The organism is Azoarcus olearius, from assembly GCF_001682385.1.
Lineage (GTDB): Bacteria > Pseudomonadota > Gammaproteobacteria > Burkholderiales > Rhodocyclaceae > Azoarcus > Azoarcus olearius.
The window spans coordinates 345,321-371,617 of the sequence record NZ_CP016210.1 but is presented as its reverse complement, the minus strand read 5'-3'; the positions used below and the strand labels follow the sequence as shown (position 1 = coordinate 371,617).

At 68.6% G+C, this 26,297-nt stretch carries 27 protein-coding genes; 10 read left to right on the top strand and 17 right to left on the bottom strand.

Annotated features, from left to right (window positions below; all coding sequences use genetic code 11):
- Nucleotides 1-32 precede the first annotated feature (32 nt).
- On the top strand, nucleotides 33-1,028 hold the full coding sequence (gene gcvA / locus dqs_RS01720) for a transcriptional regulator GcvA (protein ID WP_065339483.1): 996 nt from the start codon (nucleotides 33-35) through the stop codon (nucleotides 1,026-1,028).
- 70 nt (nucleotides 1,029-1,098) lie between these two features.
- Nucleotides 1,099-1,572, top strand: coding sequence for a DUF3291 domain-containing protein (locus dqs_RS01715; protein WP_065339482.1), 474 nt, complete (start codon nucleotides 1,099-1,101; stop codon nucleotides 1,570-1,572).
- Nucleotides 1,573-1,628: 56 nt separating this feature from the next.
- Here dqs_RS01715 and dqs_RS01710 read toward each other — a convergent pair whose 3' ends face one another.
- The gene (locus tag dqs_RS01710; protein WP_065339481.1) at nucleotides 1,629-2,771 is read right to left on the bottom strand and encodes an ABC transporter substrate-binding protein; all 1,143 of its coding nucleotides are present in this window, start codon (nucleotides 2,769-2,771) and stop codon (nucleotides 1,629-1,631) included.
- Between the two features lie 175 nt (nucleotides 2,772-2,946).
- On the opposite strand from dqs_RS01710, the gene dqs_RS01705 reads away from it, so the two are divergent.
- A complete protein-coding gene (locus tag dqs_RS01705; RefSeq protein WP_011764062.1) occupies nucleotides 2,947-3,540 on the top strand; it encodes a TetR/AcrR family transcriptional regulator in 594 nt (197 codons plus the stop codon).
- Between the two features lie 31 nt (nucleotides 3,541-3,571).
- On the opposite strand, the gene dqs_RS01700 is transcribed toward dqs_RS01705, so the two are convergent.
- The 3 genes from dqs_RS01700 to dqs_RS01690 form a co-directional block, all read right to left on the bottom strand.
- A complete protein-coding gene (locus dqs_RS01700; protein WP_065339480.1) occupies nucleotides 3,572-4,375 on the bottom strand; it encodes a DUF3025 domain-containing protein in 804 nt (267 codons plus the stop codon).
- A 247-nt stretch (nucleotides 4,376-4,622) separates the two neighbouring features.
- Nucleotides 4,623-5,834, bottom strand: a complete 1,212-nt coding sequence (locus tag dqs_RS01695) for a ferredoxin reductase family protein (protein ID WP_472233782.1) — start codon at nucleotides 5,832-5,834, stop codon at nucleotides 4,623-4,625.
- A 237-nt stretch (nucleotides 5,835-6,071) separates the two neighbouring features.
- Nucleotides 6,072-6,383, bottom strand: coding sequence for a DnaJ family domain-containing protein (locus dqs_RS01690; protein ID WP_065339479.1), 312 nt, complete (start codon nucleotides 6,381-6,383; stop codon nucleotides 6,072-6,074).
- A 207-nt stretch (nucleotides 6,384-6,590) separates the two neighbouring features.
- Here dqs_RS01690 and dqs_RS01685 point away from each other — a divergent pair, with 207 nt between their 5' ends.
- From dqs_RS01685 to nusB, 7 genes are read left to right on the top strand one after another with little or no spacing between them, the layout of a single operon-like run.
- On the top strand, nucleotides 6,591-7,835 hold the full coding sequence (locus dqs_RS01685; protein WP_011764058.1) for a nitronate monooxygenase: 1,245 nt from the start codon (nucleotides 6,591-6,593) through the stop codon (nucleotides 7,833-7,835).
- A gap of 43 nt (nucleotides 7,836-7,878) precedes the next feature.
- A complete protein-coding gene (gene cutA / locus dqs_RS01680) occupies nucleotides 7,879-8,202 on the top strand; it encodes a divalent-cation tolerance protein CutA (RefSeq protein ID WP_011764057.1) in 324 nt (107 codons plus the stop codon).
- 54 nt (nucleotides 8,203-8,256) lie between these two features.
- On the top strand, nucleotides 8,257-10,074 hold the full coding sequence (gene dsbD / locus dqs_RS01675) for a protein-disulfide reductase DsbD (RefSeq protein ID WP_041643068.1): 1,818 nt from the start codon (nucleotides 8,257-8,259) through the stop codon (nucleotides 10,072-10,074).
- 58 nt (nucleotides 10,075-10,132) lie between these two features.
- Complete coding sequence (locus dqs_RS01670) at nucleotides 10,133-10,747, top strand: riboflavin synthase (RefSeq protein ID WP_065339478.1); 615 nt, start codon at nucleotides 10,133-10,135, stop codon at nucleotides 10,745-10,747.
- On the top strand, nucleotides 10,744-11,835 hold the full coding sequence (gene ribBA / locus dqs_RS01665) for a bifunctional 3,4-dihydroxy-2-butanone-4-phosphate synthase/GTP cyclohydrolase II (RefSeq protein WP_011764054.1): 1,092 nt from the start codon (nucleotides 10,744-10,746) through the stop codon (nucleotides 11,833-11,835). The genes dqs_RS01670 and ribBA overlap by 4 nt, the downstream gene beginning before the upstream one ends.
- Before the next feature lie 51 nt (nucleotides 11,836-11,886).
- Nucleotides 11,887-12,357, top strand: a complete 471-nt coding sequence (gene ribH, locus dqs_RS01660; protein WP_011764053.1) for a 6,7-dimethyl-8-ribityllumazine synthase — start codon at nucleotides 11,887-11,889, stop codon at nucleotides 12,355-12,357.
- Entirely contained in the window at nucleotides 12,354-12,821 is a 468-nt protein-coding gene (gene nusB, locus dqs_RS01655) for a transcription antitermination factor NusB (protein WP_011764052.1), read from the top strand. Before ribH ends, nusB begins: the two co-directional genes overlap by 4 nt.
- Before the next feature lie 84 nt (nucleotides 12,822-12,905).
- On the opposite strand, the gene dqs_RS01650 is transcribed toward nusB, so the two are convergent.
- The 13 genes from dqs_RS01650 to paaA form a co-directional block, all read right to left on the bottom strand.
- Complete coding sequence (locus dqs_RS01650) at nucleotides 12,906-14,249, bottom strand: DEAD/DEAH box helicase (protein ID WP_011764051.1); 1,344 nt, start codon at nucleotides 14,247-14,249, stop codon at nucleotides 12,906-12,908.
- Between the two features lie 443 nt (nucleotides 14,250-14,692).
- Entirely contained in the window at nucleotides 14,693-14,968 is a 276-nt protein-coding gene (locus tag dqs_RS01645) for an HU family DNA-binding protein (protein WP_011764050.1), read from the bottom strand.
- A 477-nt stretch (nucleotides 14,969-15,445) separates the two neighbouring features.
- Nucleotides 15,446-16,207, bottom strand: coding sequence for an ABC transporter ATP-binding protein (locus dqs_RS01640; RefSeq protein ID WP_011764049.1), 762 nt, complete (start codon nucleotides 16,205-16,207; stop codon nucleotides 15,446-15,448).
- Nucleotides 16,207-18,000 (bottom strand): branched-chain amino acid ABC transporter ATP-binding protein/permease, encoded by a 1,794-nt coding sequence (locus tag dqs_RS01635; protein WP_065339477.1) that lies wholly within the window; start codon nucleotides 17,998-18,000, stop codon nucleotides 16,207-16,209. The genes dqs_RS01640 and dqs_RS01635 overlap by 1 nt, the downstream gene beginning before the upstream one ends.
- 65 nt (nucleotides 18,001-18,065) lie before the next feature.
- A complete protein-coding gene (locus dqs_RS01630; protein WP_011764047.1) occupies nucleotides 18,066-19,103 on the bottom strand; it encodes a branched-chain amino acid ABC transporter permease in 1,038 nt (345 codons plus the stop codon).
- 123 nt (nucleotides 19,104-19,226) lie between these two features.
- A complete protein-coding gene (locus tag dqs_RS01625) occupies nucleotides 19,227-20,372 on the bottom strand; it encodes an ABC transporter substrate-binding protein (protein ID WP_011764046.1) in 1,146 nt (381 codons plus the stop codon).
- A gap of 125 nt (nucleotides 20,373-20,497) precedes the next feature.
- The gene (pcaF, locus tag dqs_RS01620; RefSeq protein ID WP_065339476.1) at nucleotides 20,498-21,700 is read right to left on the bottom strand and encodes a 3-oxoadipyl-CoA thiolase; all 1,203 of its coding nucleotides are present in this window, start codon (nucleotides 21,698-21,700) and stop codon (nucleotides 20,498-20,500) included.
- 46 nt (nucleotides 21,701-21,746) lie between these two features.
- Nucleotides 21,747-22,391 carry a TetR/AcrR family transcriptional regulator gene (locus tag dqs_RS01615; protein WP_011764044.1) on the bottom strand — a complete coding sequence of 215 codons (645 nt, stop codon included), beginning with the start codon at nucleotides 22,389-22,391 and terminating at the stop codon, nucleotides 21,747-21,749.
- A 59-nt stretch (nucleotides 22,392-22,450) separates the two neighbouring features.
- A complete protein-coding gene (paaE, locus tag dqs_RS01610; RefSeq protein WP_011764043.1) occupies nucleotides 22,451-23,518 on the bottom strand; it encodes a 1,2-phenylacetyl-CoA epoxidase subunit PaaE in 1,068 nt (355 codons plus the stop codon).
- 32 nt (nucleotides 23,519-23,550) lie between these two features.
- Nucleotides 23,551-24,042, bottom strand: coding sequence for a 1,2-phenylacetyl-CoA epoxidase subunit PaaD (gene paaD, locus dqs_RS01605; RefSeq protein ID WP_065339475.1), 492 nt, complete (start codon nucleotides 24,040-24,042; stop codon nucleotides 23,551-23,553).
- Nucleotides 24,043-24,101: 59 nt separating this feature from the next.
- Nucleotides 24,102-24,872, bottom strand: a complete 771-nt coding sequence (gene paaC / locus dqs_RS01600; protein ID WP_011764041.1) for a 1,2-phenylacetyl-CoA epoxidase subunit PaaC — start codon at nucleotides 24,870-24,872, stop codon at nucleotides 24,102-24,104.
- A gap of 11 nt (nucleotides 24,873-24,883) precedes the next feature.
- Complete coding sequence (gene paaB, locus dqs_RS01595) at nucleotides 24,884-25,171, bottom strand: 1,2-phenylacetyl-CoA epoxidase subunit PaaB (RefSeq protein ID WP_011764040.1); 288 nt, start codon at nucleotides 25,169-25,171, stop codon at nucleotides 24,884-24,886.
- Nucleotides 25,172-25,272: 101 nt separating this feature from the next.
- Nucleotides 25,273-26,268: a 1,2-phenylacetyl-CoA epoxidase subunit PaaA gene (paaA, locus tag dqs_RS01590; protein WP_065339474.1), complete on the bottom strand. Its 996-nt coding sequence runs from the start codon at nucleotides 26,266-26,268 to the stop codon at nucleotides 25,273-25,275.
- Nucleotides 26,269-26,297 lie beyond the last annotated feature (29 nt).

The following is a 26,297-nucleotide window of genomic DNA, read 5'->3' as shown; positions in this document are numbered from 1 at the left end:
GCCGTCTCGCTACGCTTGCGCCAGCCCCGCCCATGGAAGCTCCAGGAAAACTCCCGCCCCTGCCCGCGCTGCGCAGCTTCGAGGCCGCCGCGCGGCTGCTCAGCTTCAGCCGCGCCGCCGACGAGCTGCACGTCACCCACGGCGCGGTCAGCCACCAGATCCGCGCGCTCGAAGCGCAGCTCGGACTCGCGCTGTTCGCGCGCGATGCGCGCGGGCTGCGCCTGACGCCCGCTGGCGAGGCGCTGCTGCAGGCCACCAACGGCGCGCTGCGCGGCATCGCCGACGCCGTCGCGGGGCTGCGCCGCCACCTGCGCCCGGACCGGCTCTCGGTCAGCGTGATGCCGTCCTTCGCCGGACGCTGGCTAGCGCCGCGCCTGGCGGCCTTTCTCGACGCCAATCCCGGCTGCGAACTCAACGTGCTGTCGTCCGACGCGATCACCGATTTCGCCCGCGACGGCACCGACCTCGCGATCCGCTGGGGTTTCGGCGGCTACAGCGGGGTGCATAGCGAGCTGTTGATGGACGACGTGATGTTCCCGGTGGTGAGCCCGCACTTTGCCGGCGGCGTGCCGCGCACCCCGGCCGGGCTGGCGGGGCTGCCGCTGCTGCGTTCGGTGGGCGAGGACTGGCTGCCGTGGTTCCGCGCCGCCGGGCTGGACTGGCCGGAGCCCTCGCGCGGGCTGGTGCTGAGCGACTCCGGCCTGCTGGTGCAGGCAGCCATCGACGGCCAGGGCGTGGCGCTGGCGCGCCGCAGCCTGGCGATGCGCGCCGTGCGCGAAGGCCGCCTGCTGAAACCCTTCGATATCGAGGTGCCACTGCTTTACGGACCGGGCCAGGGCAAGCCGCCCTCGCTCGGGCTGGCGCCCGACGGCACGCCCAAGCGCTGGCGGTTCTGGCTGGTGTGGCCGCTCACCCCGGCGCCCACCCCGCTGTTGCAGCGCTTTGTGGCCTGGCTGCACGCCGAGGTGGCGGCCGAGCTGGACGCCGCCGCGGCGACCCCCGCCTCAAGCGCGCTCACAGGGCTGTGAAAAATGCTCGTTTGATCGCCCGCGCGCCGCGCGCCACCATTGCCCCGTCATCCACTGCCCGCACCCCGCCATGCAACTCGCCGAACTCAACGTCGCCCGCCTGCTCGCCCCGATCGACTCGCCGCAACTGGCGGGTTTCGTCAATCAGCTCGACGAGATCAACGCCCTCGCCGAAGCCAGCCCCGGTTTCGTGTGGCGCTTCGACGGCGACGCGCGGCTAGGCACCACCAGCGTGCCGGACGATCCGCTGCTGCTGATCAACCTGTCGGTCTGGCAGGACGTCGATGCGCTGTTCGCGTTCACCTACCAGTCGCTGCACAAGCGCCCGCTCGGCGGCCGCCGCGACTGGTTCGAGCGCCCGACCGAGGCGCATCTGGTGATGTGGTGGGTGGAAGACGGCCACCGCCCCGGCGTGGACGAAGCACTCGCCCGGCTGGCGCTGCTGCGCCGCGACGGCCCGAGCCCGCTGGCCTTCGACTTCCGCCGCCGCTTCGACGCGGACGGACGCGAGCGCACGGAAAAACCGGGCACGGTGACGGCGTAAGCCGGGCTTCCTCACCCGCGCGCCGCGCAACGCACGGCCGCGCGCGGGCTGCGCGCCTAGTGCACCACCCGGCCGCCATCGCCCAGCATGGCGAAATCGACATAGCTGGAACCGGGCCGCCCCGGTTGCCCGAAGTCCAGCGTGTAACCGCCGAGATCGACCTTGCGCATGGCCTGCAGGCTCTTCAGCACCGCGCCGCTGCCCGGCGCGCCCTCGGCACTGCGCAGCGCATGGACCAGCGCCTTGGCGGCGATGAAGCCTTCGATGGAGCGGGCCGAGAGGTCGGGGTCGGCGCTGGCGGCGCGCAGGCGCAGGTACTCGCGGTTCACCTCGATGGTCTGCTGGCCTTCCAGCGGCAACACCACCGAGAACGCAAAGCCGCGCGCACCGGCGGGGCCGAGCTGGGCCACCAGCTGTCGGGTGTCGATGATCGACAGCCCGTACAGCGTGGCGTCGCCGCCGCGCGCACGGTACTGGCGCACGAACTCGATCGCCGCGGCGGTGGTGGCGCCGAGGAAGACCACCTGCGGATTGGCCTTCAGCATGGCTTCCACCGCCTGCTCCACCTTCACCGTGTTGCGCTCGTAGCCGGCGCGCGCGATCAGGCTGATGCCGGCGCGCGGCGCCGCGGCGTCGGCCCCGGCGATGACGTCCTGGCCGAGCGCGTCGTCCTGATACACCAGCCCGACGCGCTTCATGCCGAGGCCGGAAAGGCTGGTGAATAGCCGGTTCACCTCATCGTGGTAGCTGGCCTTGGTGACGAACACGTTGCGCCCGCCGATCGCGCTCGACGCGCCGGACACCGCGCCCACCAGCGGCAGGCCGGCGCGCACCAGCACGCCATCGGCGACCAGCGCATCGACGTTGGTGGTGCCGACGGTGCCGATCAGCGCCACCGGCGCTTCCTGCTGGATCAGCTCGCGGGCGAGCGCAACCGTCTGCTCCGGCTTCTGCGCGTCGTCACGGGTGACCAGGCGCAGGCGCGCGCCCTTGACCCCGCCCTGCGCATTCACCTGGTCGAAGTAGAGCCGGATGCCGGCGTGGATCGCCTTGCCGGTGACCGCCTGCGGTCCGGAAAACGGCGCCACCTGGCCGATCACCAGTTCGCGCGTCTGCGCGGCAGCACCGGACGGCGCCAGCGGAACGAGCAGCGCCAGCAGGCCGGCGGCGAGACGGAAAGGGTGTAACAGGCTGGGCATGGCGATCGTCCTGGCGGGCGGAATACGAGCGGACGATTGTTCGGCGCGTGGCCGGCGGCGGGCAATTACGGTTGTCCACAATACAGGCCGCCGTGGCGGCGGCCCGGCCGCGGGGCGCTCCTTTAAATTACGACCATACTCTATACTGCAAGCACAGCGGCGAGCGGAGCAGGTCATGAGGGTCAGCAGGGAACAGGCGGCGGAGAACCGCGAACGGGTCGTGCAGGAAGCCTCGCGGCTGTTCCGCGAGCACGGTTTCGACGGCATCGGCGTGGCCGAGCTGATGAAGCAGGCGGGGCTGACCCACGGCGCGTTCTACGGCCAGTTCGGCTCCAAGGACGCGCTGATGGCCGAGGCCAGCGCGCGCGCGTTGGCGGATTCGCTGAGCTACTGGAAGCGGCGCGTCGCCGCGGCGGGTGAGGACGGGCTGACGAGCATCGTGAACAAGTATCTGTCGCCCGCCCACCGTGACCACCCCGGGCGTGGCTGCGCCTTTGCCGCCCTCGGCGCCGAGGCCCACCGCCGCAACCCGGCCGTCCGCCAGGCAATGAGCGCGGGCTTGCTGCCGCTGGTCGACGAACTCGCCCGCCTGTTGCCGGACTCGCCCGGCGCCGACCGCCGCCAGCAGGCGCTGGCCGCGTTTTCCGCCATGGTCGGCGCGCTGGTGCTGGCACGCGCAGTGGACGACGCCGCGCTGTCGGAAGAGATCCTGCGCGCCACCGCGGCATCGATTACGGCCGGCGCGACACCCGCCCAGCCCGAACGCTGAAGCCACGGCGCCCGCCAGGGCGCAAGGCGGCTCAACGGCGGCGTGGGCGGAACTGGCGGGTGTCGCGGTAGTAGCCAGCGTGCTCGCTGTCGGGCGTCACCCCGGGGATGCCGAACAGCGGCAAGGGCGAAAAGGCGCGCGGCGTCAGCGTCGGCAGGCTGGCGAGATGGGCCGCCAGCCAGGCGTCGACCTCGGCCTGCTGCGCGGCGGGCGGCAATTGCAGCCAGTCCGGTTCGACCACGCGGTGGATGGCCTTGGCGCACAGGCCGAAGAAGGGCCGCCGCAGTTGGTCCCAGCTGCCGTGGCCGAACACGAGGAAGCGGGTGCTCGCCTGCAGGCGCGCGCGCCGCTGCCAGAACACCGCCTCCCACTGGTGGTCGGCCAGCAGCACGGGGATGTCCGCATCGGCCGACACCACCACCACGCCGCATTCGTCGAACTGGGTCAGCGCGTCGCGGCGGGGGCCGCGGCCTTGCGCCCCGCTGACTTCGCGCGCGGCGATCTCCTGCAGGTGCAGTGCGTTGCAGGCCGCCTTGGCGCGCGGCCACACACACCACGCGAGCGCGTTGAAGAAGTCGTGCCAGTCGCCGGCGCGGGTGGGCACCTCGCCGCTGGCGTGGATGCGCACCTCGTAGGCGGGCCGGGAGTCGTCCGGCAACACGAAGCGGAGCGGCCGGCCGCCGCCGCTCACCGCCTCCGGCGCAGCCTGTTCAAGCAGGCGCTGCAGGCCGGCATGATCCGGCAGCCCGGCGGGAAAGGCGGCGAGCAGCGTGGCGATGGGCTCGAACAGCGGGCGGTCGGCGTAGGTGGCGGGGGATTCGGCGGCGGAACTCATGCGGCGAAGCGGGCGATAAGCGCGGGCCGCAGCATAGCAGCGCGCGCCGCCGGGGCCTCGGTGGCGCCCGGCCGCCCTCCCCGCCTCAACGGCGAAAAGACCGCGGCGCACGGGTCTGGCCTAAAGCTACAAGCGCCGCCGCTGGGCACGAGACCAGGGTTGCGCAGCGCACGCTGCCCTGCCGTCCGAGCGGGTTGGCCGTACCCCGCCGACGCTCCCCGAACGCGGTCAGCGTGGCGGGCCCATCTCAGCGCATCTCGAACAGTTCCTGGTGGAAGTCGCCGGCGCCGAGGCCGGCCGCGGTGAGTTCGGCGCGCAGCGTGTTGCCGAACGCGGCCGGGCCGCAGAACCAGAAGTCGGCCTCCTTCCACGCCGGCACCTCGGCACGGATGCGGCCGGCGTCGAGCCTGCCCTGGGTCGGCGTTACCTGCACATGCAGCGCGACGCCGGCGCGCTCGGCGTGCTGACGCAGGCGGGCGATGAAGCCTTCGTCGGGCGCGGCGGTGCTGTAGAACAGGTCGACCGGCCTGCCGTCGTGCTGGCCGGCGAGCGCCTGCAGCCGCGCAACGAAGGGCGTGATGCCGATGCCGCCGGCCACCCACACCTGGCGCGGCCGGGCGCCAGCGAAGTCGAAGCGGCCGTAGGGGCCTTCCACCCGCACCGGGTCGCCCACCTTCAGCGTGTCCGGCAGGCGCGCGGTGTAGTCGCCGAGGCCCTTGATCATGAATACCAGGCGGCCATCGCCGGTCCACGCGGAGCAGATCGTGAATGGATGCGGCCCTTCGGTGGCGTCGAAGCTGACGAAGGCGAACTGCCCCGCCTGGTGTCCCGGCCAGCGCCCGCGCAGGCGCACGCCCACGCGCAGCACGCCGTTGTCCGGATGGCGTACCAGTTCTTCGATCTCGCCGCTCACCTGACGGCTGCGGCCGACCCGGCGGAACAGCGAGGCCAGCGCCGCCAGCGTGCCGCCGGCCATCAGCAGCGCCATCAGCGGGCCGAGCGGCTCGCTCCAGTAGCTGAACTTCATCAGCACCACTGCGTGGAAGACCAGCGCGAGATACACCACCGCCAGCAGGTGATGGGTCCGCACGAAGCGTCGGTAGGGAAAGCGCTTGATCAGCGCCAGTGCGATCAGCACCAGCGCGGCATGGAAGGCCCACTCGCCCACGGTTTCGGCAAGCCCGCGCTGTTCCTGGAAAAAGCGGAAGATCGCCACCGACTGCTCCGCCCGCGGCCCGCGCACCGGCCGTTCCAGCCAGCCCCATCCCACCATCCACTTCGGCAGCTTGGCCAGCGCCCAGTGGAGGGTCGCGATCACCAGCCCCGCAATGCCCAGCCACTTGTGCAGCCGATACCCCTTGTCGAGGCCGCCGAGCCGTGCATCCGCCCAAGCCGGCCGCGCCGCCAGCATCACGCCCACGCTCATCGCCGCAATGCCGAGGATGCCTGTGTAGTTCATCAGCGCGGCACGCAGCGGAAAAAAAGCGGATCTCGCCCCACAACACCGGATCCGCCGCGAGCCACAGCAGCGTGAGGACGACGGGCGGAACGAGAAAGGCGAGCTTGATGTTCTTCACGGCGGCGGGGCAGAGGGCGATCGGCCTTCCGGCAGGATATCGGTGGACAGTGCCACTGTTGCACTGCGGAGGGGCTGGCCGTGTATCGCTTCGTAGGCAGCGCGGGCGGAAACCACCGCTCAGCGCTGCTGCAGTTCCGCCAGACGCAGCACCAGCTGCCCGAGTTCGCGCCGGGCCCGGGCGCGGGCCTCGCCGTCCAGGGTCTCAAGCCGGGCGCGCAGTGCGGCGATCTCGCGGCGCAGGCCGATCTCCGGCGGGGTGACGCCGGCGTTCTTCAGGATATGGTTGGCCATGCGCTGCTCGGGCGACAGCAGCGGTTCGTCGTCGAACACCAGCGGCCGCCCCGCCCCGGGCAGGTGGTCGAATTCACCGCGGCGCAGCGCATCGGCGATGCGTTGTTCGGCGAGAATGTCGAAAACGGAAAGCGACATGGCGGCGGCCGGCAGGGTGGAGCGGACAGCGCGAGCTTACGCCGATCCGTTCGCGCCGGATGTCAGCGCGCAGGGTGAGGACGCGGATTCTTTTGCGCCGCATCAACGAAAGGCGTAATTGCACCGCGGCTGCGGACGATAAAGCTCCCTCTCCCCTGTCCGGCGAGCGATAATGTCGGATTGCGGAAAAAACGGAAGCAGAAGCACATGAAGCGCGTCGATGATTTTCGCCTGCGGCTGGGCTCGAAGGAACTGGTGCCGATCATGGTGGGGGGCATGGGGGTCGATATCTCGACCGCCGAACTCTCGCTCGAAGCCGCCCGGCTGGGCGGCATCGGCCACATCTCCGACGCCATGGTGCCCACGGTGTCCGACCGCCGCTTCAACACCAAGTACGTCAAGAACAAGCTCCAGCAGTACAAGTTCAACGTCGCCAATCCGGACAAGTCGGTGGTGCAGTTCGACCTCGGCCTGCTCGCCGAAGCCACCGCGCTGCACGTCGGCAAGACCATGGAAGCCAAGCGCGGCGACGGCCTGGTGTTCATCAACTGCATGGAAAAGCTGACCATGAACGGCCCCAAGGAGACCCTGCGGGTGCGCCTGCAGGCCGCCATGGACGCCGGCATCGACGGCATCACGCTGGCCGCCGGCCTGCACCTCGGCTCGTTCGCGCTGATCCAGGACCACCCGCGCTTCAATGACGTCAAGCTCGGCATCATCGTCTCGTCGCTGCGCGCGCTGCAGCTGTTCCTGAAGAAGAACGGCCGCACCGGGCGACTGCCGGACTACGTGGTGGTGGAAGGCCCGCTCGCCGGCGGCCACCTCGGTTTCGGCATGGACTGGGCCAAGTACGACCTCGCCACCATCGTCGCCGAGATCCGCGACTGGCTGCACGCCGAGCAGCTCGACATCCCGTTGATCCCGGCCGGTGGCATCTTCACCGGCAGCGACGCGGTGCGCTTCCTCGAAATGGGCGCGGGTGCGGTGCAGGTGGCCACCCGCTTCACGGTCACGCAAGAGTGCGGGCTGCCGGAAGATGTGCAGCAGGAGTACTTCAAGGCGGGTGAGGACGACATCGAGGTCAACCAGATTTCGCCCACCGGCTATCCGATGCGGATGCTGAAGAACAGCCCGGCGATCGGCGACGGCATCCGCCCGAACTGCGAGGCCTACGGCTATCTGCTCGATGCCTCGGGCAACTGCCAGTACATCGACGCCTACAATCGCGAGGTGGCGGCGCACCCCGAAGCGCGCAAGGTGAAGGTGTGGGACAAGACCTGTCTGTGCACCCACATGCGCAATTTCGAGTGCTGGACCTGCGGCCAGTACACCTACCGGCTGAAGGACACCACGCGGCGCAACGAAGACGGCACCTATCGCGTGCTGAGTGCGGAACACGTCTTCCACGACTACCAGTTCAGCACCGACGACCGGATCGCCCTGCCCGACTGAGCGCCGCGGCGGCGCGGGCGGTCTGCCGACACGGGAGCCTGCCATGAGCGAAATCCTCCTCGTCCTCACCACCCTGCCGGACGCCGACTCCGCCGCGGCGCTCGGCGCGCGGCTGGTGGAAGAGCGCCTTGCCGCCTGCGTGAACATCCTCGCGCCCTGCGCCTCGGTCTATCGCTGGCAGGGCCGGGTGGAAACCGCCACCGAAGTTCCGCTGCTGATCAAGACCAGCGCCGCGCGCTACGCGGCGCTGGAAACCGCCATCCTTGCCGAACACCCGTACGAACTTCCCGAGATCGTCGCGGTCCCTGTGCAGCGCGGCCTGCCGGGCTATCTCGACTGGGTGAGCACGGAGACCGCGCCGGGCTGATGCCGCCCCGCCGCCCGCCTCCCTTCAGCCCCCAACCCGGACCGTCCCTCCGTGATCCACCGCCTGTTCGCCCTGCTCGCCATCCTCGCCTGCCTCCTCGCCCACCCCGCACGCGCCAGCGAGCCGATCGAGCCGGAAAAGGCATTTGCGATGCAGGCGCGCGCGCTCGACGCGCAAACGGTGGAGGTGGTGTTCGAGATCGCCAAGGACTACTACCTGTACGGCAGCAAGTTCCGCTTCTCTGCCCAGCCCGCAGGGGTGACGCTGGGCGAGGTCCAGCGTCCGCCGGGCAAGCTCAAGCACGACGAGTTCTTCGGCGAGGTGGAAACCTACCGCGGCACCTTGCGTATGCTGGTGCCGGTCGCCGCCCCCGCCGGGGTCGATGCGATCGAGCTGACGGTCAGCAGTCAGGGCTGCTGGGACGGCGGCGTCTGCTACCCGCCGCTGCCGCAGCAGGCGCGCGTCGCGCTGGTCGCGGCCTCACCGGCCGCCGGCGCCAGCCTGCTCGACGGCGCGCTCGCGCGCGGCGACGTGCTGGCCTCCGACGCCGTGGCGCCGCCGGCCGCGGTCTCGCTCGATGAAAGCGGCCGCATCGCCGGTCTGCTGCGCGACGCCAGCGTGCCGCTGGTGCTGGCGAGCTTCTTCGGCTTCGGCCTGCTGCTCGCATTCACGCCCTGCCATTTCCCGATGATCCCGATCCTGTCCGGCATCATCGTCGGCGGTGGCGGCCAGCATCTGTCGCGCACCCGCACCTTTGCGCTATCGCTCGCCTACGTGCTGGGGATGGCGGTCACCTATGCGCTGGCCGGGGTCGGCGCCGGGCTCTCGGGCACGCTGCTGGTGGCGGCGCTGCAGAACGTGTGGGTGCTGTCCGCCTTCGCGCTGGTGTTCGTGGCGCTGGCGCTGTCGATGTTCGGCTTCTACGAACTGCAACTGCCGAGCGCGCTGCAAAGCCGCATTGCCGACACCGCCAGCCACAACAAGGGTGGCCATTTGGGCGGCGTCGCCGCGATGGGCGCGCTGTCGGCGCTGATCGTCGGCCCCTGCCTCGCCGCGCCGCTGGCGGGGGCGCTGCTCTACATCGCCCGCAGCGGCGATGCCGCGCTGGGCGGCGGCGCGCTGTTCGCGATGGGCCTGGGGCTGGGCGCCCCGCTGCTGGCGGTGGGCATGGCCACGCGCTCGGTGCTGCCCAAGGTCGGACCGTGGATGGACGGGGTCAAGAAGGCGTTCGGCGTGATCCTGCTCGGCGTTGCGATCTGGCTGCTGATGCCGGTGCTGCCGCCGCTTGCCGGCATGCTGGCGTGGGCGGCGCTGCTGCTGTTCTCCGGCATCTTCCTGCACGCGCTCGACCCGCTTCCGCCGCACGCGCATGGCTGGCAGCGCTTCTGGAAGGGCGTGGGCGTGGTGCTGGCCATCGGTGGCGCGGCGATGCTGGTGGGCGCGCTTGCAGGTTCGCGCGATCCGCTGCAGCCGCTCGCGGTGCTGCGCGCCGAGGCCTCGCCGGCCGCCGAGACGGTGCGCTTCGAGCGCGTCGGCTCGCTGGCCGAGCTGGAAAGCCGCCTCGCCGCCGCCGAGCGCCCGGTGATGCTCGACTTCTATGCCGACTGGTGCGTGTCGTGCAAGGAAATGGAGCGCTATACCTTTCCCGATCCGCAGGTGGCGCAGCGGCTGGCACAGATGACGCTGCTGAAGGCCGACGTGACCGCCAACAGCGAGGAGCACAAGGCGCTGCTCAAGCGCTTCGGCCTGTTCGGCCCGCCCGGCATCATCTTCTTCGACGGCGCCGGCCGCGAACGCACCGACCTGCGCGTGGTGGGCTTCCAGAAGCCCGAAGCCTTCGCCGGCGTGCTCGACAGCGCCCTGCGCCGATAGGAAACCCACCGCGGTTTTCGCCTACAATCCCGCTTTCCCCTTTTCCGTCAGTCCCTTCATGTTCTCCGGCATTGTGGCCGCTTGCGGCCGTATTGAACGCATCGAACCGCTGGCCGACGGCCTGCGGCTCACGGTAGACACCGCCGGCCTCGACCTCGCCGACGTGCAGATCGGCGACAGCATCGCCAACAGCGGCGTCTGCCTCACCGTGATCGAGCGCGATGGCCCGCGCGTCCGCTTCGACGTCTCGCGCGAGACGCTCAACTGCACCGTCGGCCTCGACGTCGAGGGCAGCGAAGTCAATCTGGAAAAGGCGCTGCAGCTGTCGGACCGCCTCGGCGGCCACCTCGTCACCGGCCATGTGGACGGCGTGGGCGAAGTGCTGAAGTTCGCCCCGATCGGCGAAAGCCATGAGCTGGTGATCCGCGCCCCGGGCGCCATCGCCGGTTACATCGCCAAGAAGGGCTCGGTCACCGTCAACGGCGTCAGCCTTACGGTCAATCGCGTCGAAGGGCCGGACTTCTCGATCAACCTGATCCCGCACACCGTGGCGGTGACCAACCTCAAGCATCTCAAGGCGGGCAGCCGGGTCAATCTCGAGATCGACCTGATCGCCCGCTACGTCGAACGCATGCTCGCCTGGCGCGAAGAAGAATCCAAGGACAAGCCATGAGCGCACTTTCCCCCATCAGCGAGATCATCGCCGACATCCGTGCCGGCAAGATGGTCATCCTCGTCGACGAGGAAGACCGCGAAAACGAGGGCGATGTGGTCCTCGCCGCCGAATTCGTCACCCCGGAAGCGATCAACTTCATGGTCACGCACTGCCGTGGCCTCGTGTGCCTGACGCTGACCGACGAACGCTGCCGCCAGCTCGGCCTGGAGCAGATGGTGCGCAACAACCGCACCCCGCACGGCACCGCCTTCACCGCGTCGATCGAAGCCGCCACCGGCGTCACCACCGGCATCTCGGCGCACGACCGCTCGCGCACCGTGCAGGTGGCGGTCGCCCGCCACGCCAAGCCGGACGACATCGTGATGCCCGGCCACATCTTCCCGCTTACCGCGCAGAAGGGCGGCGTGCTGATCCGCGCCGGCCACACCGAAGCCGGCTGCGACCTCGCCCAGCTCGCCGGACTGGAACCCGCCGCGGTGATCTGCGAGATCCTCAAGGACGACGGCACCATGGCGCGGCTGCCCGACCTGATCGAGTTCGCTGCCCAGCACGGCCTCAAGATCGGCGCGATCCGCGACCTGATCGAGTACCGCGCGGCCACCGAACACCTGGTCGAGAAGGTCACCGAAAAGGATGTGGACACGCCGCACGGCCGCTTCCGTCTGTCCGCCTTCGAAGACCGTACCTCGGGCGACATCCACTTCGCGCTGACGCGCGGCGAAATCAGCCCGGACCGCGAAACCCTGGTGCGGGTGCACGAGCCGATCTCGGTGGTCGACTTCCTCGACCCCGCCAGCGGCAAGCACAGCTTCCCGGTGAACGACGCGCTGGCCGCGATCGCGAAGGCCGAAGCCGGCGCCATCGTGCTGTTGTACCGCCCGCAGTCCGGCACCGACCTGCTCGCCAGCCTCACCGGCACCACGGTCGAACGTCCGGTGAAATGGGACCCGCGCCTGTTCGGCGTCGGCGCCCAGATCCTCCGGGCGCTCGGCGTGGGGCGCATGCGCCTGCTCGCCAATCCGCGCAAAATCCCCAGCATGGCCGGCTTCGGCCTCGAAATCACCGGCTTCGTCGAAAAGCCCTGACAACAACGGCGCCCTGCGCGGCGCCTCTCCACCCACAGAACACTTCACACCATGGCCCGTTACGACAACATCGCTGAATTCGAATCCGACCTCAACGGCAAAGGCCTGCGCGTCGGCATCGTCATGAGCCGCTTCAATCAGGACGTCTGCGAAGGGCTGCTGTCCGCCTGTACCGAAGAGCTGCAGAAGCTCGGCGTGTCGCCCGAACTGATCCGCATCGCCACCGTGCCCGGCGCGCTGGAAATCCCGCTGGTGCTGCAGAAGATGGGGCAGAGCGGCAAGTTCGACGCGCTGATCGCGCTCGGCGCGGTGATCCGCGGCGAGACCTACCACTTCGAACTCGTCTCCAACGAAATGGGCGCCGGCATCACCCGCATCGGCCTGGACACCGGCATTCCGATCGCCAACGGCGTGCTGACCACCGAAGACGACGACCAGGCGCTGGCCCGCATGCAGGAAAAAGGCAGCGACTGCGCGCGCGCCGCGGTGGAGATGGCCAACCTGCTGAAGGTCCTGCAATGAGCAGCCGGATGGCGCGCCGGCGCGCGCGCGAACTAGCGCTGCAGGGCGTTTACCAGTGGCTGCTGTCGGGCAATTCGCCCCAGGTGGTCGAAGCCCACGTGGAAGCGGAAGCGGCCGATTTCGACAAGGTGGATCGCGAACTCTTCGTGATGCTGCTGCGCGGCACGCTGGATAACGTCGGCGCGCTGCAGGACGAGTTCTCGCCCTTCATCCATCGCCCGATCGAGGAGCTGTCGCCGATCGAACGCGCGATCCTGCTGCTCGGCACCCACGAACTCAAGCACAACATCGAGACGCCCTACCGGGTCGTGATCAACGAGGCGATCGAACTCGCCAAGGCCTACGGCGGCACCGACGGCCACCGCTTCGTCAATGGCGTGCTCGACAAGCTCGCGGCGCGCCTGCGCAGCATCGAGGTAGAAGCCGCGCGCGCCAAGAAGGACGCGGGCGACGGCCAGGCCTGAAGCCGGTTCCGCGCTGCCATTCGGCGCCTGCCCAAGAAAAAAGCCCGCTACACAGCGGGCTTTTTTCATTCAACCAGGCAGTGCTCAGCCGCGCGGACCGCGGTCACGCCGGTCGCCGTGGCTGCGCTCATTGCGGGTCGCATGGCCGTCGCGGCCATAAGCGCCACGACCACCTTCACCGCGACCGCCGTAGCCACCCTCACTGCGGCCACCAAAGCCGCCACCCGGCTTGCCGCCGCTGCCGAAGCGACGACCCGGGCCACCGGGACGCGGCGCGGACGGGCGCCGCGGCGCCGGCTCCAGACCGGGGATGGTGTGGACCGCGAGACGGTCGCCGGTGAAACGCTCGATCGCACGGATCAGCCCGGTTTCGCGCGGACCCGACAGCGTGATCGCGATGCCGTCGCGGCCGGCACGGCCGGTACGGCCGATGCGGTGCACATAGTCTTCCACTTGGCGCGGCGGGTCGAAGTTGATGACGTGGCTGATGCCGGCGACGTCGATGCCGCGCGCCGCGACGTCGGTGGCCACCAGCACGCCGATACGGCCCTGGCGCAGGCGCTGCAGCGTGCGGTTACGCACCGTCTGGTGCATGTCGCCATGCAGCGCAGCGGCGGAGAAACCCTTTTCCTGCAGGCTCAGCGACAGCTCGTCGGCACTCTTCTTGGTGGCGGTGAACACCACCGCCTGCTGCAGGCCGTCGGTGCCGAGCAGGGCTTCGAGCAGGCGGCTCTTGTGGCCCATGTCGTCCGCAAACATCAGGCGCTGCTCGATGTTGCCGCGCTTGGCTTCGGTGCTGGCGATCTCGATGCGCTGCGGGTTGCGGGTGAGCTTGTTGGCGAGCGCGCCGACCACGCCGTCCAGCGTGGCCGAGAACAGCAGGGTCTGGCGGCTGGCCGGAATCGCGCCGACGATGGCCTCGATGTCCTCGGCAAAACCCATGTCGAGCATGCGGTCGGCTTCGTCCAGCACCAGGGTTTCGACGTCCGACAGCTTGAGCTTGCGGCGGTTGAGGTGGTCGAGCAGACGGCCCGGCGTGGCGACGACCACGTCGACCGGACGGCTGAGCTGCTTGACCTGGGCAAAGAAGGGCGCACCGCCGACCAGGCAGGCGGTGTTCAGCCAGCGCAGCGCGCGGCCGTAGGTCTTCACCGCCTCTTCAACTTGCTGGGCGAGTTCGCGGGTGGGCGTAAGCACCAGCACGCGGGGGCCGCTGTTCGGCGCCGGGCGGCGGCCGACCAGGCGGTGCAGCGAGGGCAGCGTGAACGCGGCCGTCTTGCCGCTGCCGGTGTGCGAGGACACCAGCAGGTCGCCACCGGCGATGGCGGCCGGAATGGCCTGTTCCTGCACCGGGGTCGGCGTGGTGTAGCCGCTCTGTTCAACGGCGGCAATGAGTTCTTCGGCGAGGCCGAGAGCGTGGAAAGTCATCTGTCTTCCTAATTTCGGACCGACTTGTGGCCGGGCCGGGTTGGGATCCGCGGAAGCGGACCGCAAGACATCGCACCGCCCGTGCTCGGTTCACGAGGACGGACGCAAAGGCGACAAGCGCGCGATGGGCGTGGGCCGGTCGACTACGACATGGAGAACACACATGCCGGCTCGACCGCGCATCGGCACCAACCGGTTGTCACGATGCCAGACGATCGGGAGAACGAATGGAGTTCGGCGGGAGGTCGGGGGCGATGGGGCTGTGGATACAGTCCCTGGGGCCGGAGCGGCGGGATTTGCCCGCTGCTGGATCTGGATGGCCCTGCTGCTGCATTGCACAACGCGGCGGATTATACCCGCTTTTCAGCCGCGAGGCCGAAAAAATGCAAACGGCCCGGCAACTTAGGTTGCGAGGGCCGTCCGAAAACGAGGAACAGGCGGTATTACTTGTTGACTGCAGCCTTCAGCGTGGCACCGGCCGTGAACTTCGGCACGCTGGACGCCGCGATGTCGATGGTTGCGCCGGTCTGCGGGTTGCGACCGGTACGCGCTGCACGCTCGGAAACCTCGAAAGAGCCGAAGCCGGTAAACGCCACTTTTTCACCCTTGCCGAGTTGCTCGGAGATGATGTCGAGCACGGCGGACAGGGCGCGGTCAGCTTGAGCGCGGGATACGTCCAGACGGTCGGCCAGGGCTTCGACGAATTCACCTTTGTTCATGCTTTTCCTCGATTGGTATTAGGGAAGTGATGTGGTTCTACGCGCCGGATTCTAGCACCGTCGCGGGATTCGGGGCAGGCGGTAACATCCGGTCGTGGCATTCTGCATACAAGTACGGCGCGTGTGGAAAAGAGTTGAAAGAGAAGTCGCTGCTACCGCTTTCGTCGGAGTGATTCCGACCCGTCCTCCTTTGATCGAATTGGGTGCCGGACGACGGCCTCGCGGGGCCACGTGCCCAGTTGGGCCGAACAGGGCCGAATATCGCCGAACGCTGGTCCAACGGTGACTGGGCCGGTCTACTGCCTCCCCGTCGGGGGTAAGGGCGGGGTTTCGGCGAGCACTGCTCACCGGCGGAGAAGCGGCGAGGCGAAGCCGAGACTACTGGTTAGGAGGGGGATGGGGTTGGGTTCAGCGAACAGCAGAGCGAAACCCCATCCCCACCCCAGCCCTCCCCTTGAAGGGGAGGGAGCAAACCCATCAAGTCGCCAACATCTCCTGATGCTTGCCCCCCAGCCCCAGGTACGCCTCGATCACCCGCGGGTCATCCTTCAGCTGCGCCGCCGGCCCTTCCATCGCGATCTGCCCGGTCTCGAGCACGTACGCGTAGTCCGCCACCTGCAGCGCCGCCCGTGCGTTCTGCTCCACCAGCAGGATCGACACGCCGCGCTTTCTCAGCTCCGCGATGATCCGGAAGATTTCCCGCACGATCAGTGGCGCCAGGCCCAGGCTCGGTTCGTCCAGCATCAAGAGCTTGGGCTTGGCCATCAGCGCGCGGCCCACGGCCAGCATCTGGCGCTCGCCGCCGGAGAGCGTGCCGGCGAGCTGGCTGCGTCGTTCTTTGAGGCGCGGGAAGAGGTGATACACCTCTTCCATCGTCTGACCGTGGTCGCGCTTGCCCATGCGGTAGCGCTGGAAGGCGCCCAGCGTCAGGTTGTCTTCCACGGTCATCTCGCCGAAGAGTTCGCGCTTCTCGGGCACGAGGTTCATGCCGCGCGCGACCATCCGCTCGACTTCCGGCACCGCTTCGATGCTGCCGTCGAAAGCGACTTTGCCCTTGGAGTTGAGCACCCCCATGATCGCGGACAGCATCGTCGTCTTGCCCGCGCCGTTGGGGCCGATCACGGTGACGATCTGGCCTTCGCCCACGGTGAGGTTGGCGTTGGTCAAGGCTTCGACCTTGCCGTAGGCCACGCACAGGTCCTGGATCTCCAGCACCTTGTTCTTCGTTTCGTTCGCCATCACTCCACCCCGCCCAGGTAGGCTTCGAGCACCTTCGGATCCTTCTGCACGTCCTCCGGCAGGCCCTCGGCGATCTTCTCGCCGAACTCCATCACCACCACCCGATCGACCAGCCCCATCACGAAGTCCATGTCGTGTTCGACCAAGAGGATCGCCATGCCTTCGGCTTTGAGTTTCTTCAGCAGCTCGCCGAGCGCTTCCTTCTCCTTGAAGCGCAGCCCCGCGGCGGGCTCATCGAGCAGCAGCAGGCAGGGGTCGGAGCAGAGCGCTCTTGCGATCTCGAGGATGCGCTGCTGGCCGAGCGCGAGGCTGCCGGCTTCGTCGAACATGTGTTCGGCCAAGCCCACGCGTTCGATCTGGCGGGCGGCTTCTGCGAGCAGGCGCGCTTCTTCTTCGCGGTCCATGCGCCAGGCGGCGCTGAGCACGCCCTTGTCGCCGCGCAGGTGGCCGCCGATGGCGACGTTCTCGAGCACACTCATGGTCGGGAGCAGCTTCACGTGCTGGAAGCTGCGGCTCATGCCCATCCGTGCGATCTCGCGCGAGTCGTGACCGGCCACCGGCTTGCCGCGGAAGAGGACCTCGCCCGAGGTCGGGGTGTCGACGCCCGAGATCTGGTTGAACATGGTGCTCTTGCCCGCGCCGTTGGGGCCGATCAGCGCGAGGATCTCGCCCGCCTTCACTTCCAGGCTCATGTTGTTGTTGGCGATGAGCCCGCCGAACTTGCGGGTGACGTTCTTCGCTTCGAGGATCAGCTCGCCTTTGCCCGGGAGTTCGCGGCGCGGCAGTTCCTTGGCGGCGGCGTCCAGCGTCTTGCGCCTGGCCTTGACCGGCACCAGCTTGGTGAGGATGGGCCACAGGCCGTCGCGGGCGCGTTGCAGCACGATCACCATCATCAGGCCGAAGACGATGACTTCGAAGTTGCCCGACTGGCCGAAGAGGCGCGGCAGGAGGTCCTGCAGCCACTGCTTCAACACGGTGATGACGCCGGCGCCGACCAGCGCGCCCCAGACGTGACCGGCGCCGCCGACCACCGCCATGAAGAGGTACTCGATGCCGATGTGCAGCCCGAACGGGGTCGGATTGACGAAGCGCTGCATGTGGGCGTAGAGCCAGCCCGAGGCGCAGGCGTGCAGCGCGGCGATCACGAAGATGATCATGCGCGAGCGCGAGGTATCGACGCCCATCGCTTCGGCCATCACCATGCCGCCCTTCAAGGCGCGGATCGCGCGGCCTTCGCGGGAATCGAGCAGGTTCTGGGTGGTGAAGACCGCGGCGAGCAGGAAGACCCAGATGAGGTAGTAGATCTCTTCGCCCTGGTCGAGCACCCATCCGAAGATCGAGATCGGCGGAATGCCGGTGAGGCCGGTGTGGCCGCCCAGGCTTTCCATGGTGCCGAAGAGGAAGTACAGCGAAATCCCCCAGGCGATGGTGCCCAGCGGCAGGTAGTGGCCGGAGAGCTTGAGGGTGAGCGAACCGAGCACCACCGCCACCACGGCGGTGAAGGCGAGGCCGACGACCAGCGCGAGCCAGGGTGAGCCGCCCGCCCAGGCGAGCCAGGCGGGCAGATCGGTGGCGGTGCACAGCAGCGCCGTGGTGTAGGCGCCCAGCCCCACGAAGGCGGCCTGGCCGAAGCTGGTGAGGCCGCCGACGCCGGTCAAGAGCACCAGGCCGAGCGCGACCATGGCGTACAGACCGATGTAGTTCAAGAGCGTCACGTAGAACGGCGGCAGCACCAGCGGGGCCACGGCCAGCAGCGCGAGAAAGACGCCGAGCACGAGGCGGGGCGAAAGCATGGTGGAGGCTCCCGGGGTGGAGGCGGAGGGGGTCGCGGACGACGGCTCGATCGGAAGACGGGCGGTCATTCTTCTTCCTCCAGGTGATGGCTGGTGAGCGAGCGCCACAGCAGCACCGGGATGATCAGCGTGAAGACGATCACTTCCTTGTAGGCGCTGGCCCAGAACGAGGAGAAGGCTTCGAGCAGCCCCACCAGCACGGCGCCGATGGCGGCGATCGGGTAGCTGCCGAGCCCGCCGATGATGGCGGCGACGAACCCCTTCAGGCCGATCAGGAAGCCGGTGTCGTAGTAGATGGTGGTGATCGGGGCGATCAGCACGCCCGACAGCGCGCCGATGAAGGCGGCGAGCACGAAGGTGAGCTTGCCGGCGAGCGCGGGCGAGATGCCCATCAGCTGGGCGCCGACGCGGTTGATCGCGGTCGCGCGCAGCGCCTTGCCGTACAGCGTGCGCTCGAAGAACTGGTACAGCGCGGCGATCAGCGCGATCGAGGCGACGATCACCCAGATCGTCTGGCCGGACACCAGCAGCGGGCCGACTTCGAAGCGCGCATCCGAGAACGCCGGGGTGCGCTGGCCTTCGGCGCCGAAGAAGAGCAGGCCGAGGCCGACCATGCCGACGTGCACCGCGACCGAGACGATCAGCAGGATCAGCACCGGCGCGGCGGCGATCGGCTGATACACCACGCGGTACAGGTAGGGGCCCATCGGCACCACCACCGCGAGCGCAAGCAGCACCTGCACCGCCAGCGGCAGCTCCTTGACCGGCAGCGCCATCAGCACGCCCGCGAGCGCCAGCGGATAGGCAAGGTTCCAGCCAACGATGCCGGGCAGCTTCTTCGCGTTACCCGACTGCAGCGCGCCGCGCCCGTCCAGCACCGCCGCCACCGCACCCAGCCCGGCCAGCAGCCACACCGTCGCCGGCACCGCGCCCGCCTGCAGCATCGCCAGCGTCAACGCCCCGTAGGCAACGAACTCCCCTTGCGGGATGAAGATCACCCGCGTCACCGCAAACACCAGCACCAGTGCCAGTGCCAGCAGCGCGTAGATCGCTCCGTTGGTGATGCCGTCCTGGCCAAGCAACAGCGCTATCTGAAAATCCATGGCGTACCCCTGCGACACTGCCTCCCGCGCGGGATGACGTGTCCTGTATTTCTGTCTCTGTCGGGAAATGCAGCGCGGGGGCCGCGGGCCCCCGCTCCAGTCTGCTGGACCGGAAGGCCCGGCTTACTGCACCAGCTTCCAGCCGCCGTTCTGGATCTGCACCATCACGCGGGCGCGCTGGTCGAAGCCGAGGTGGTCGGTGGCGCTCATGTTGAAGATGCCGTGCGCACCGGCGGTTTCCTTGACGCCTTCGAGCGCGTCACGCAGCGCGGCGCGGAACTCCTTGGTGCCCGGCTTGGCCTTCTTCAGTGCCACCGGCACCGCGGCCTGCAGCAGCACGCCGGCATCCCAGGCGTGGGCGCCGAAGGTGGACACCGAACCCTTGCCGTGGGCGGCTTCGTACTTGTTGATGTACTCGAGCGCAGCCTTCTTCACCGGGTTGCTGTCGGGCAGCTGGGCGGCGACCAGCACCGGGCCGGCAGGCAGGAAGGTGCCTTCGCAATCCTTGCCGCAGACGCGCAGGAAGTCGTTGTTGGCGACGCCGTGGGTCTGGTAGTACTTGCCGGCATAGCCACGCTCCTTCAGCGTCTTCTGCGGCAGTGCCGACGGGGTGCCGGAACCGGCGATCAGCACCGCGTCCGGCTTGGCGGCCATGACCTTGAGCACCTGGCCGGTCACCGAGGTGTCGGTGCGGTTGAAGCGTTCGTTGGCGACGATCTGCAGCTTGCGCGCTTCGGCCACCGACTTGAACTGCTCGTACCAGCCTTCGCCGTAGGCGTCGGCAAAGCCGATGAAGGCCACGGTCTTCACGCCGTTGCTGGTCATGTGCTCGATGATCGCGGTCGACATCTGGGCGTCGTTCTGCGGCGTCTTGAACACCCAGCGCTTCTTGTCGTCGATCGGTTCGACGATGCGCGCCGAGGCGGCCATCGAGATCATCGGCGTCGCGGCTTCAGCGGTCACGTCGATCATCGCCAGCGAGTTCGGCGTGATCGTGGAGCCGACCACCACATCCACCTTGTCCTCGGACAGCAGCTTGCGGATGTTCTTGACCGCGGTGGTGGTGTCGGAGGCGTCGTCGAGGACGATGTAGTTGACCTTCTCGCCGCCGATCGTGGCCGGCATCAGCGCGATGGTGTTCTTCTCCGGAATGCCGAGCGAGGCCGCCGGGCCGGTGGCCGACACGACCACGCCGACATTGAGGTCGGCGTGGGCGGCGGCGGCAAAGGCGAGGCCGATCGCGGCCAGCAGGGTGTGCTTGAGCTTCATGGTGTCTCCTCCGTGGTGTTGTTCGCGCCGCCGGCTTGAATGTTGTTGTCCGGACGGCGCAGGGAAATTATCACATCACTAATTCATTTGAAAATATCAAACTCCACTGCCGGTGAAAGATGTGTTCAGACGCGTTCGATGATCATCGCGATGCCCTGGCCGACGCCGATGCACATGGTGCACAGGCCGTAGCGGCCGCCGGTGGCTTCGAGCTGGCGCAGCGCGGTGAGCACCAGGCGCGCGCCCGAGGCGCCGAGAGGATGACCGAGCGAGATTGCACCGCCATTGGGATTGACGCGCGCGTCGTCGTCGGCGAGGCCGAGCTGGCGGGTCACCGCCAGCGCCTGCGCGGCGAAGGCCTCGTTGAGTTCGATGACGTCCATCTGGTCGAGGCTGAGGCCGGTCAGTGCCAGCAGCTTGCGCGAGGCCGGCGCCGGGCCGATGCCCATGATGCGCGGCTCGACGCCCGCGGTGGCCATCGCGACGATGCGGGCACGCGGCTTGAGGCCGTGCTTCGCGGCGGCGGCTTCGGAGGCAAGCAGCAGCGCCACGGAGCCGTCATTGACGCCGGACGCGTTGCCGGCGGTAACAGTACCGTCCGGGCGCACCACGCCCTTCAGCTTGGCGAGCGCGTCCAGCGTGGTCACACGCGGATGCTCGTCGGCGGTGACGCGCAGCGGATCGCCCTTCTTCTGCGCAATCTCCACCGGCACCAGTTCGCCGTCATAGAAGCCACGCTCGGCCGCGGCGGCGTAGCGCAGCTGGCTGCGCAGCGCGAAGGCGTCCTGGTCGGCGCGGTTGATGTTGAAGTCGGTGGCCACGTTCTCGGCGGTCTCGGGCATCGAGTCGATGCCGTACTTGGCCTTCATCAGCGGATTGACGAAGCGCCAGCCGATCGTGGTGTCCTCGATCTTCGCGCTGCGCGAGAACGCGGTATCGGCCTTGCCCATGACGAAGGGCGCGCGGCTCATGCTCTCGACGCCGCCGGCGATCATCAGCTGGGTCTCGCCGGTGCGGATCGCGCGCGCGGCGGTACCCACCGCGTCCATGCCCGAGCCGCACAGGCGGTTGATCGTGGAGCCGGGCACGTCGATCGGCAGCCCGGCGAGCAGGCCGGCCATGCGCGCGACGTCGCGGTTGTCTTCGCCGGCCTGGTTGGCGCAGCCGTAGTAGATGTCGTCGGCGGCCGCCCAATCCACGCCGCTGTTGCGGGCGATCAGGGCCTTGATCGGCAGCGCGGCGAGATCGTCGGTGCGCACGCCGGACAGCGCGCCGCCGTAGCGGCCGATCGGGGTGCGGATGCCGTCGCAGATGAAGACTTCGGTCACGGGCTGTTCTCCTTGTGTTTTCTCTATGTGCGGGGTTGGAACGGAATCAGGCCGCATCGGCCTCGGCCGGCGGCTTGCGGCCGCGCGCCGGCAGCTGCGCGAGCAGGCCCTTCACGCCGTTGAGCAGGATGGCGGTGACCACCGGCGCCATGTCGGCGTAGGTGAGGCGGCCATCGGCGCGCAGCCAGGTGAAGGTCCAGTTGATCATGCCGAACAGGATCATCGCGACCGGCTTGTCGAGCTTGCGCTTCTTCAGGCCGGGTTCGACCGCTTCGATCGCGGCCGCGAACGCGGCCACGACCTTGCGCTGCTTGCCCACCACCTGCTCGGACTGCTCGGCCTGCAGGAACTTCACGTCCTGCACCAGCACCATGTGCTGGCTCTGCGAATGGGCGTACTCGGCCATGAAGCGCATCACCAGCTCGGCCAGCTGCGGCTGCGGTTCGAGATCCTGCGCCTCCACGCCCGCGACGATCGCCAGCAGCCGGTCCATGTAGCTGTCGGCGATGTCGAACAGGATGTGTTCCTTGTCGCGGTAGTAGTGGTACAGCAGCGGCTTGGAGACGCCGCAGGCGGCGGCGAGTTCGGCCATCGAGGCGTTGTGGAAGCCCTTGTCGGCAAACAGCCGCGCCGCCTCCTGCAGGATGGCTTCGCGTTGCAGTTCGAAGGTGGGAGATTTGCCCCTGGCCATGTGTCGTCCGTATTCCGCAGGCGAACAGCGGCTTCGCGCCGGAAACCGGTTCGGCCGCCTTATCTGTCGTCGTAGCTGATCACCACGCGCTCGGTCAGCGGGTGGGCCTGGCAGGTAAGCACATAGCCCGCGTCGATGTCCGGCTGCTCCAGCGTGTAGTTCTTGTCCATGCGGACCTTGCCTTCGAGCACCTTGGCGCGGCAGGTGCAGCATACCCCACCCTTGCACGAGTACGGCAGGTCCAGCCCGGCGCGCAGCGCGACGTCGAGGATGGAGGGGTCCTGCGCGCGGAATTCCATCTCGCGCTTGAGGCCGTCCACGATCACGGTGATGCGCGCCTGCGGTGCGTCGCCCGCCTCCACGTGGTGGCGCGGTGCGCTCGCGGGCACGCCGAAGCGTTCGAGGTGGATGCGGTCGGCCGGCACGCCGGCGCCCTTCAGCGCGGCCTCGACCTCGTCGATCATGCCGCCGGGGCCGCAGATGAAGGCGGCGTCGATGTCGGCGGCGGGGATCAGGGTGTCGAGGAAGGCGGCGACGCGGGCCTGGTCGAGGCGGCCGTTGAACAGCGGCACCTCCTGCTCCTCGCGCGAGAACACGTTGTAGAGCGCGAAGCGGGTCAGGTAGCGGTCCTTCAGGTCTTCCAGCGCCTCGGCGAACATCGCGCTGTTCTGATTGCGGTTGCCGTACACCAGCGTGAAGCGGCTCTTCGGCTCGGCGCGCAGCGTGGTCTTGATCAGCGACAGGATGGGGGTGATGCCGCTGCCCGCGGCGAAGGCGACGTAGTGGTGCGCGTTGGCGGGGTCGAGCTGGGTGGAGAAGCGGCCTTCGGGCGTCATCACCTCGAACACGTCGCCCACGCGCACTGCGTCCACCGCCCAGCTGGAGAAGCGGCCGCCATCGACCTTGCGGATCGCCACCCGCAGCTCGCCGTCATCGACGCCGGAGCAGATGGAGTACGAGCGGCGCACTTCCTCGCCGTTCACCACGGCCTTGAGGTTGAGATGCTGGCCCTGCACGAAGCGGTAGTCGGCGGCGAGGTCGGCCGGCACCTCGAAGCGCAGGCTCACCGAGTCGGCGGTTTCGCGGCGCACTTCGGCGACCTTGAGCGGGTGGAATCGTGGCGTCATGTCTGTCTCCGTGTCCGGGTCGATCGCCCGGATCAGATCGGTTTGAAGTATTCGAACGGTTCGAGGCAGGCGCGGCAGCGCCAGGTGGCCTTGCACGCGGTCGAGCCGAATTCGGTCAATCGTTCGGTGTCGGTCGAGCCGCAGCGCGGGCAGGCGAGCGTGCGGCGCATGAAGCGGATCGGCTGCACTGCGGCGGGCGCGGCGCGCCCCTCGGGCGGGACGATGCCGTAGGCGCGCAGCTTCTCGCGCGCGGCCTCGCCGATCCAGTCGCTGGTCCACGCCGGGTGCAGCCGCGTTTCCATCGCCACCTCGCGCGCGCCGGCGGCGAGCAGCGCGTCGCGCACCGCGAGCCCGATCACCTCGGTGGCGGGGCAGCCGGAGTAGGTGGGCGTCACCACCACGGTGACGGCGCCGTCGTTGCAGCGCACTTCGCGGATGATGCCCAGCTCGGTCACCGAGACCACCGGGATCTCGGGATCGGGCACGGCGTCCAGTGCCTGCCAGGCCTCGGTTTCGGTCAGCATGCCTGCTCTCCCTCGCAAGGCACGGAAGGGCCGCCAGGCGGCCGTATCCATGTCCCGTCTCACCACTGCGCGCCCGGATAGGTGCGCTGCATGTACTGCATGGTCGCCAGCAGATGGCCCATGTGCTCGGAGTGGCGGCCGAACTTGCCGAAGGTCTTGAACGGCGTGCGCGCGGGCGCCACCAGCGTGGCCTGCGCGAGCACCGGCAGCACCGCGTTCTCCCAGTCCGCTTCCAGCGTGTTCGACGCCGGACCGATGCCCGCGGCAGCGGCGGCGGCATCGGTTTCGTCCGAGGCGAAGAATTCGTTGGTGTAGGGCCACAGTTCGTCGAGCGCGGCCTGCACCTTGTCGTGCGACAGCGCGGTGCCGTCGCCCAGGCGCACCACCCATTCGGCGGCGTGGCTGAAGTGGTAGCGCGCTTCCTTCAGGCTCTTCGCGGCGATCGCGGCCAGTTCGCTGTCGGCCGAGGCGGTCAGCCTTTCCCACAGCACGACCTGGAAGGCGCCGAACAGCATGTTGCGCACCACGGTGCGGCCGAAGTCCTGGTTGGGCACCTCGACCAGGGTCAGGTTGCGGTAGTCGCGCTCGACGCGCAGGAAGGCGAGCTGGTCCTCGTCGCGGCCGCGCCCTTCGAGGCGGCCGGCGTGGGTCAGCAGCAGGCGGGCCTGGCCGATGAGGTCGAGCGCCATGTTGGAGAGCGCGAGGTCTTCCTCGATCACCGGGGCGTGGCCGCACCACTCGGAGATGCGCTGGCCGAGGATGAGCACGTTGTCGGCGAGGCGCAGCACGTATTCCAGGTGCGCCGGATTGGCGGAGTTGGCTTGAGTCATCGTGGCCGCCCTCACATGTGGTTCACTTCTTCAGGCAGCTGATAGAAGGTCGGGTGACGATAGATCTTGTCCTCAGCCGGATCGAACAGCTCCGGCTTGGCGTCCGGGTCGGACGCGACGATGTCGCTCGCCTTCACCACCCAGATCGACACGCCTTCCAGGCGACGGGTATAGACGTCGCGCGCGGTCTGCAGCGCAAGCCGCGCGTCGGGCGCGTGCACGCTGCCACAGTGCTTGTGATCCAGACCATTACGGCTGCGGATGAAGACTTCCCACAGCGGCCATTCTTTGCGTTCCATGTTTTTGTCTCCTTGCCCCGATGTTCTTCCCCTCCCCTTGAAGGGGAGGGAGTAACGTGCCGCTGCTCACATTCCAGCGCGGCGCCTTTTTTCCGTTCCGCTCAGGCCGCGGCCTTGTTCCGCACGGCCTGCTTTTCCGCGTGCGCCACGGCGGCCTCGCGCACCCAGGCGCCGTCCTCCCAGGCCTTGCGGCGGGCGGCGATGCGGTCCACGTTGCACTGGCCGTGGCCACCGACGACGGCGCGGAATTCATCCCAGTCGATCGCGCCGAAGTCGTAGTGGCCGCGCGCCTCGTTCCACTTCAGCGCGGGGTCGGGCAGGGTCACGCCCAGCACCTCGGCCTGCTTCACGGTGGCGTCGACGAACTTCTGCCGCAGGTCGTCGTTGGAGATGCGCTTGATGCCCCAGCGCGTGGTTTCGGTGTGCACGCTGTCGCTGTCGTGCGGGCCGAACATCATGATCGACGGCCACCACCAGCGATTGACCGCGTCCTGCACCATCTCCTGCTGCTCCGGCGTGCCGCGCATCATCGTCAGCAGCAGGTCGTAGCCCTGGCGCTGGTGGAAGGACTCTTCCTTGCACACGCGGATCATGGCGCGCGCATACGGGCCGTAGCTGCACTTGCACAGCGGGATCTGGTTCATGATCGCGGCGCCGTCGACCAGCCAGCCGATCACGCCGATGTCCGCCCAGTTCAGCGTCGGGTAGTTGAAGATCGAGCTGTACTTGGCGCGGCCGGCGAGCAGCGCTTCGTAAAGTTCGTCGCGCGACACGCCCAGGGTTTCGGCGGCGGCGTACAGGTAAAGGCCGTGGCCGCCCTCGTCCTGCACCTTGGCCAGCAGGATGGCCTTGCGCTTGAGGCTGGGCGCGCGGGTGATCCAGTTGCCTTCGGGCAGCATGCCGACGATTTCCGAGTGGGCGTGCTGGCTGATCTGCCGCACCAGGGTCTTGCGGTAGGCCTCGGGCATCCAGTCCTTGGGTTCGATGAAGTCGCCGGCGTCGATGCGCGCATCGAACTCGGCCTGGTAGGCCGGGTTCTCCACCGCGCGCAGCGGCGCGGCGTCGGCCTGGGGTATGTCCAGCGCTTGGGTGTACATGCTGCGCTCCTCCTTGTGGTGTCAAACGC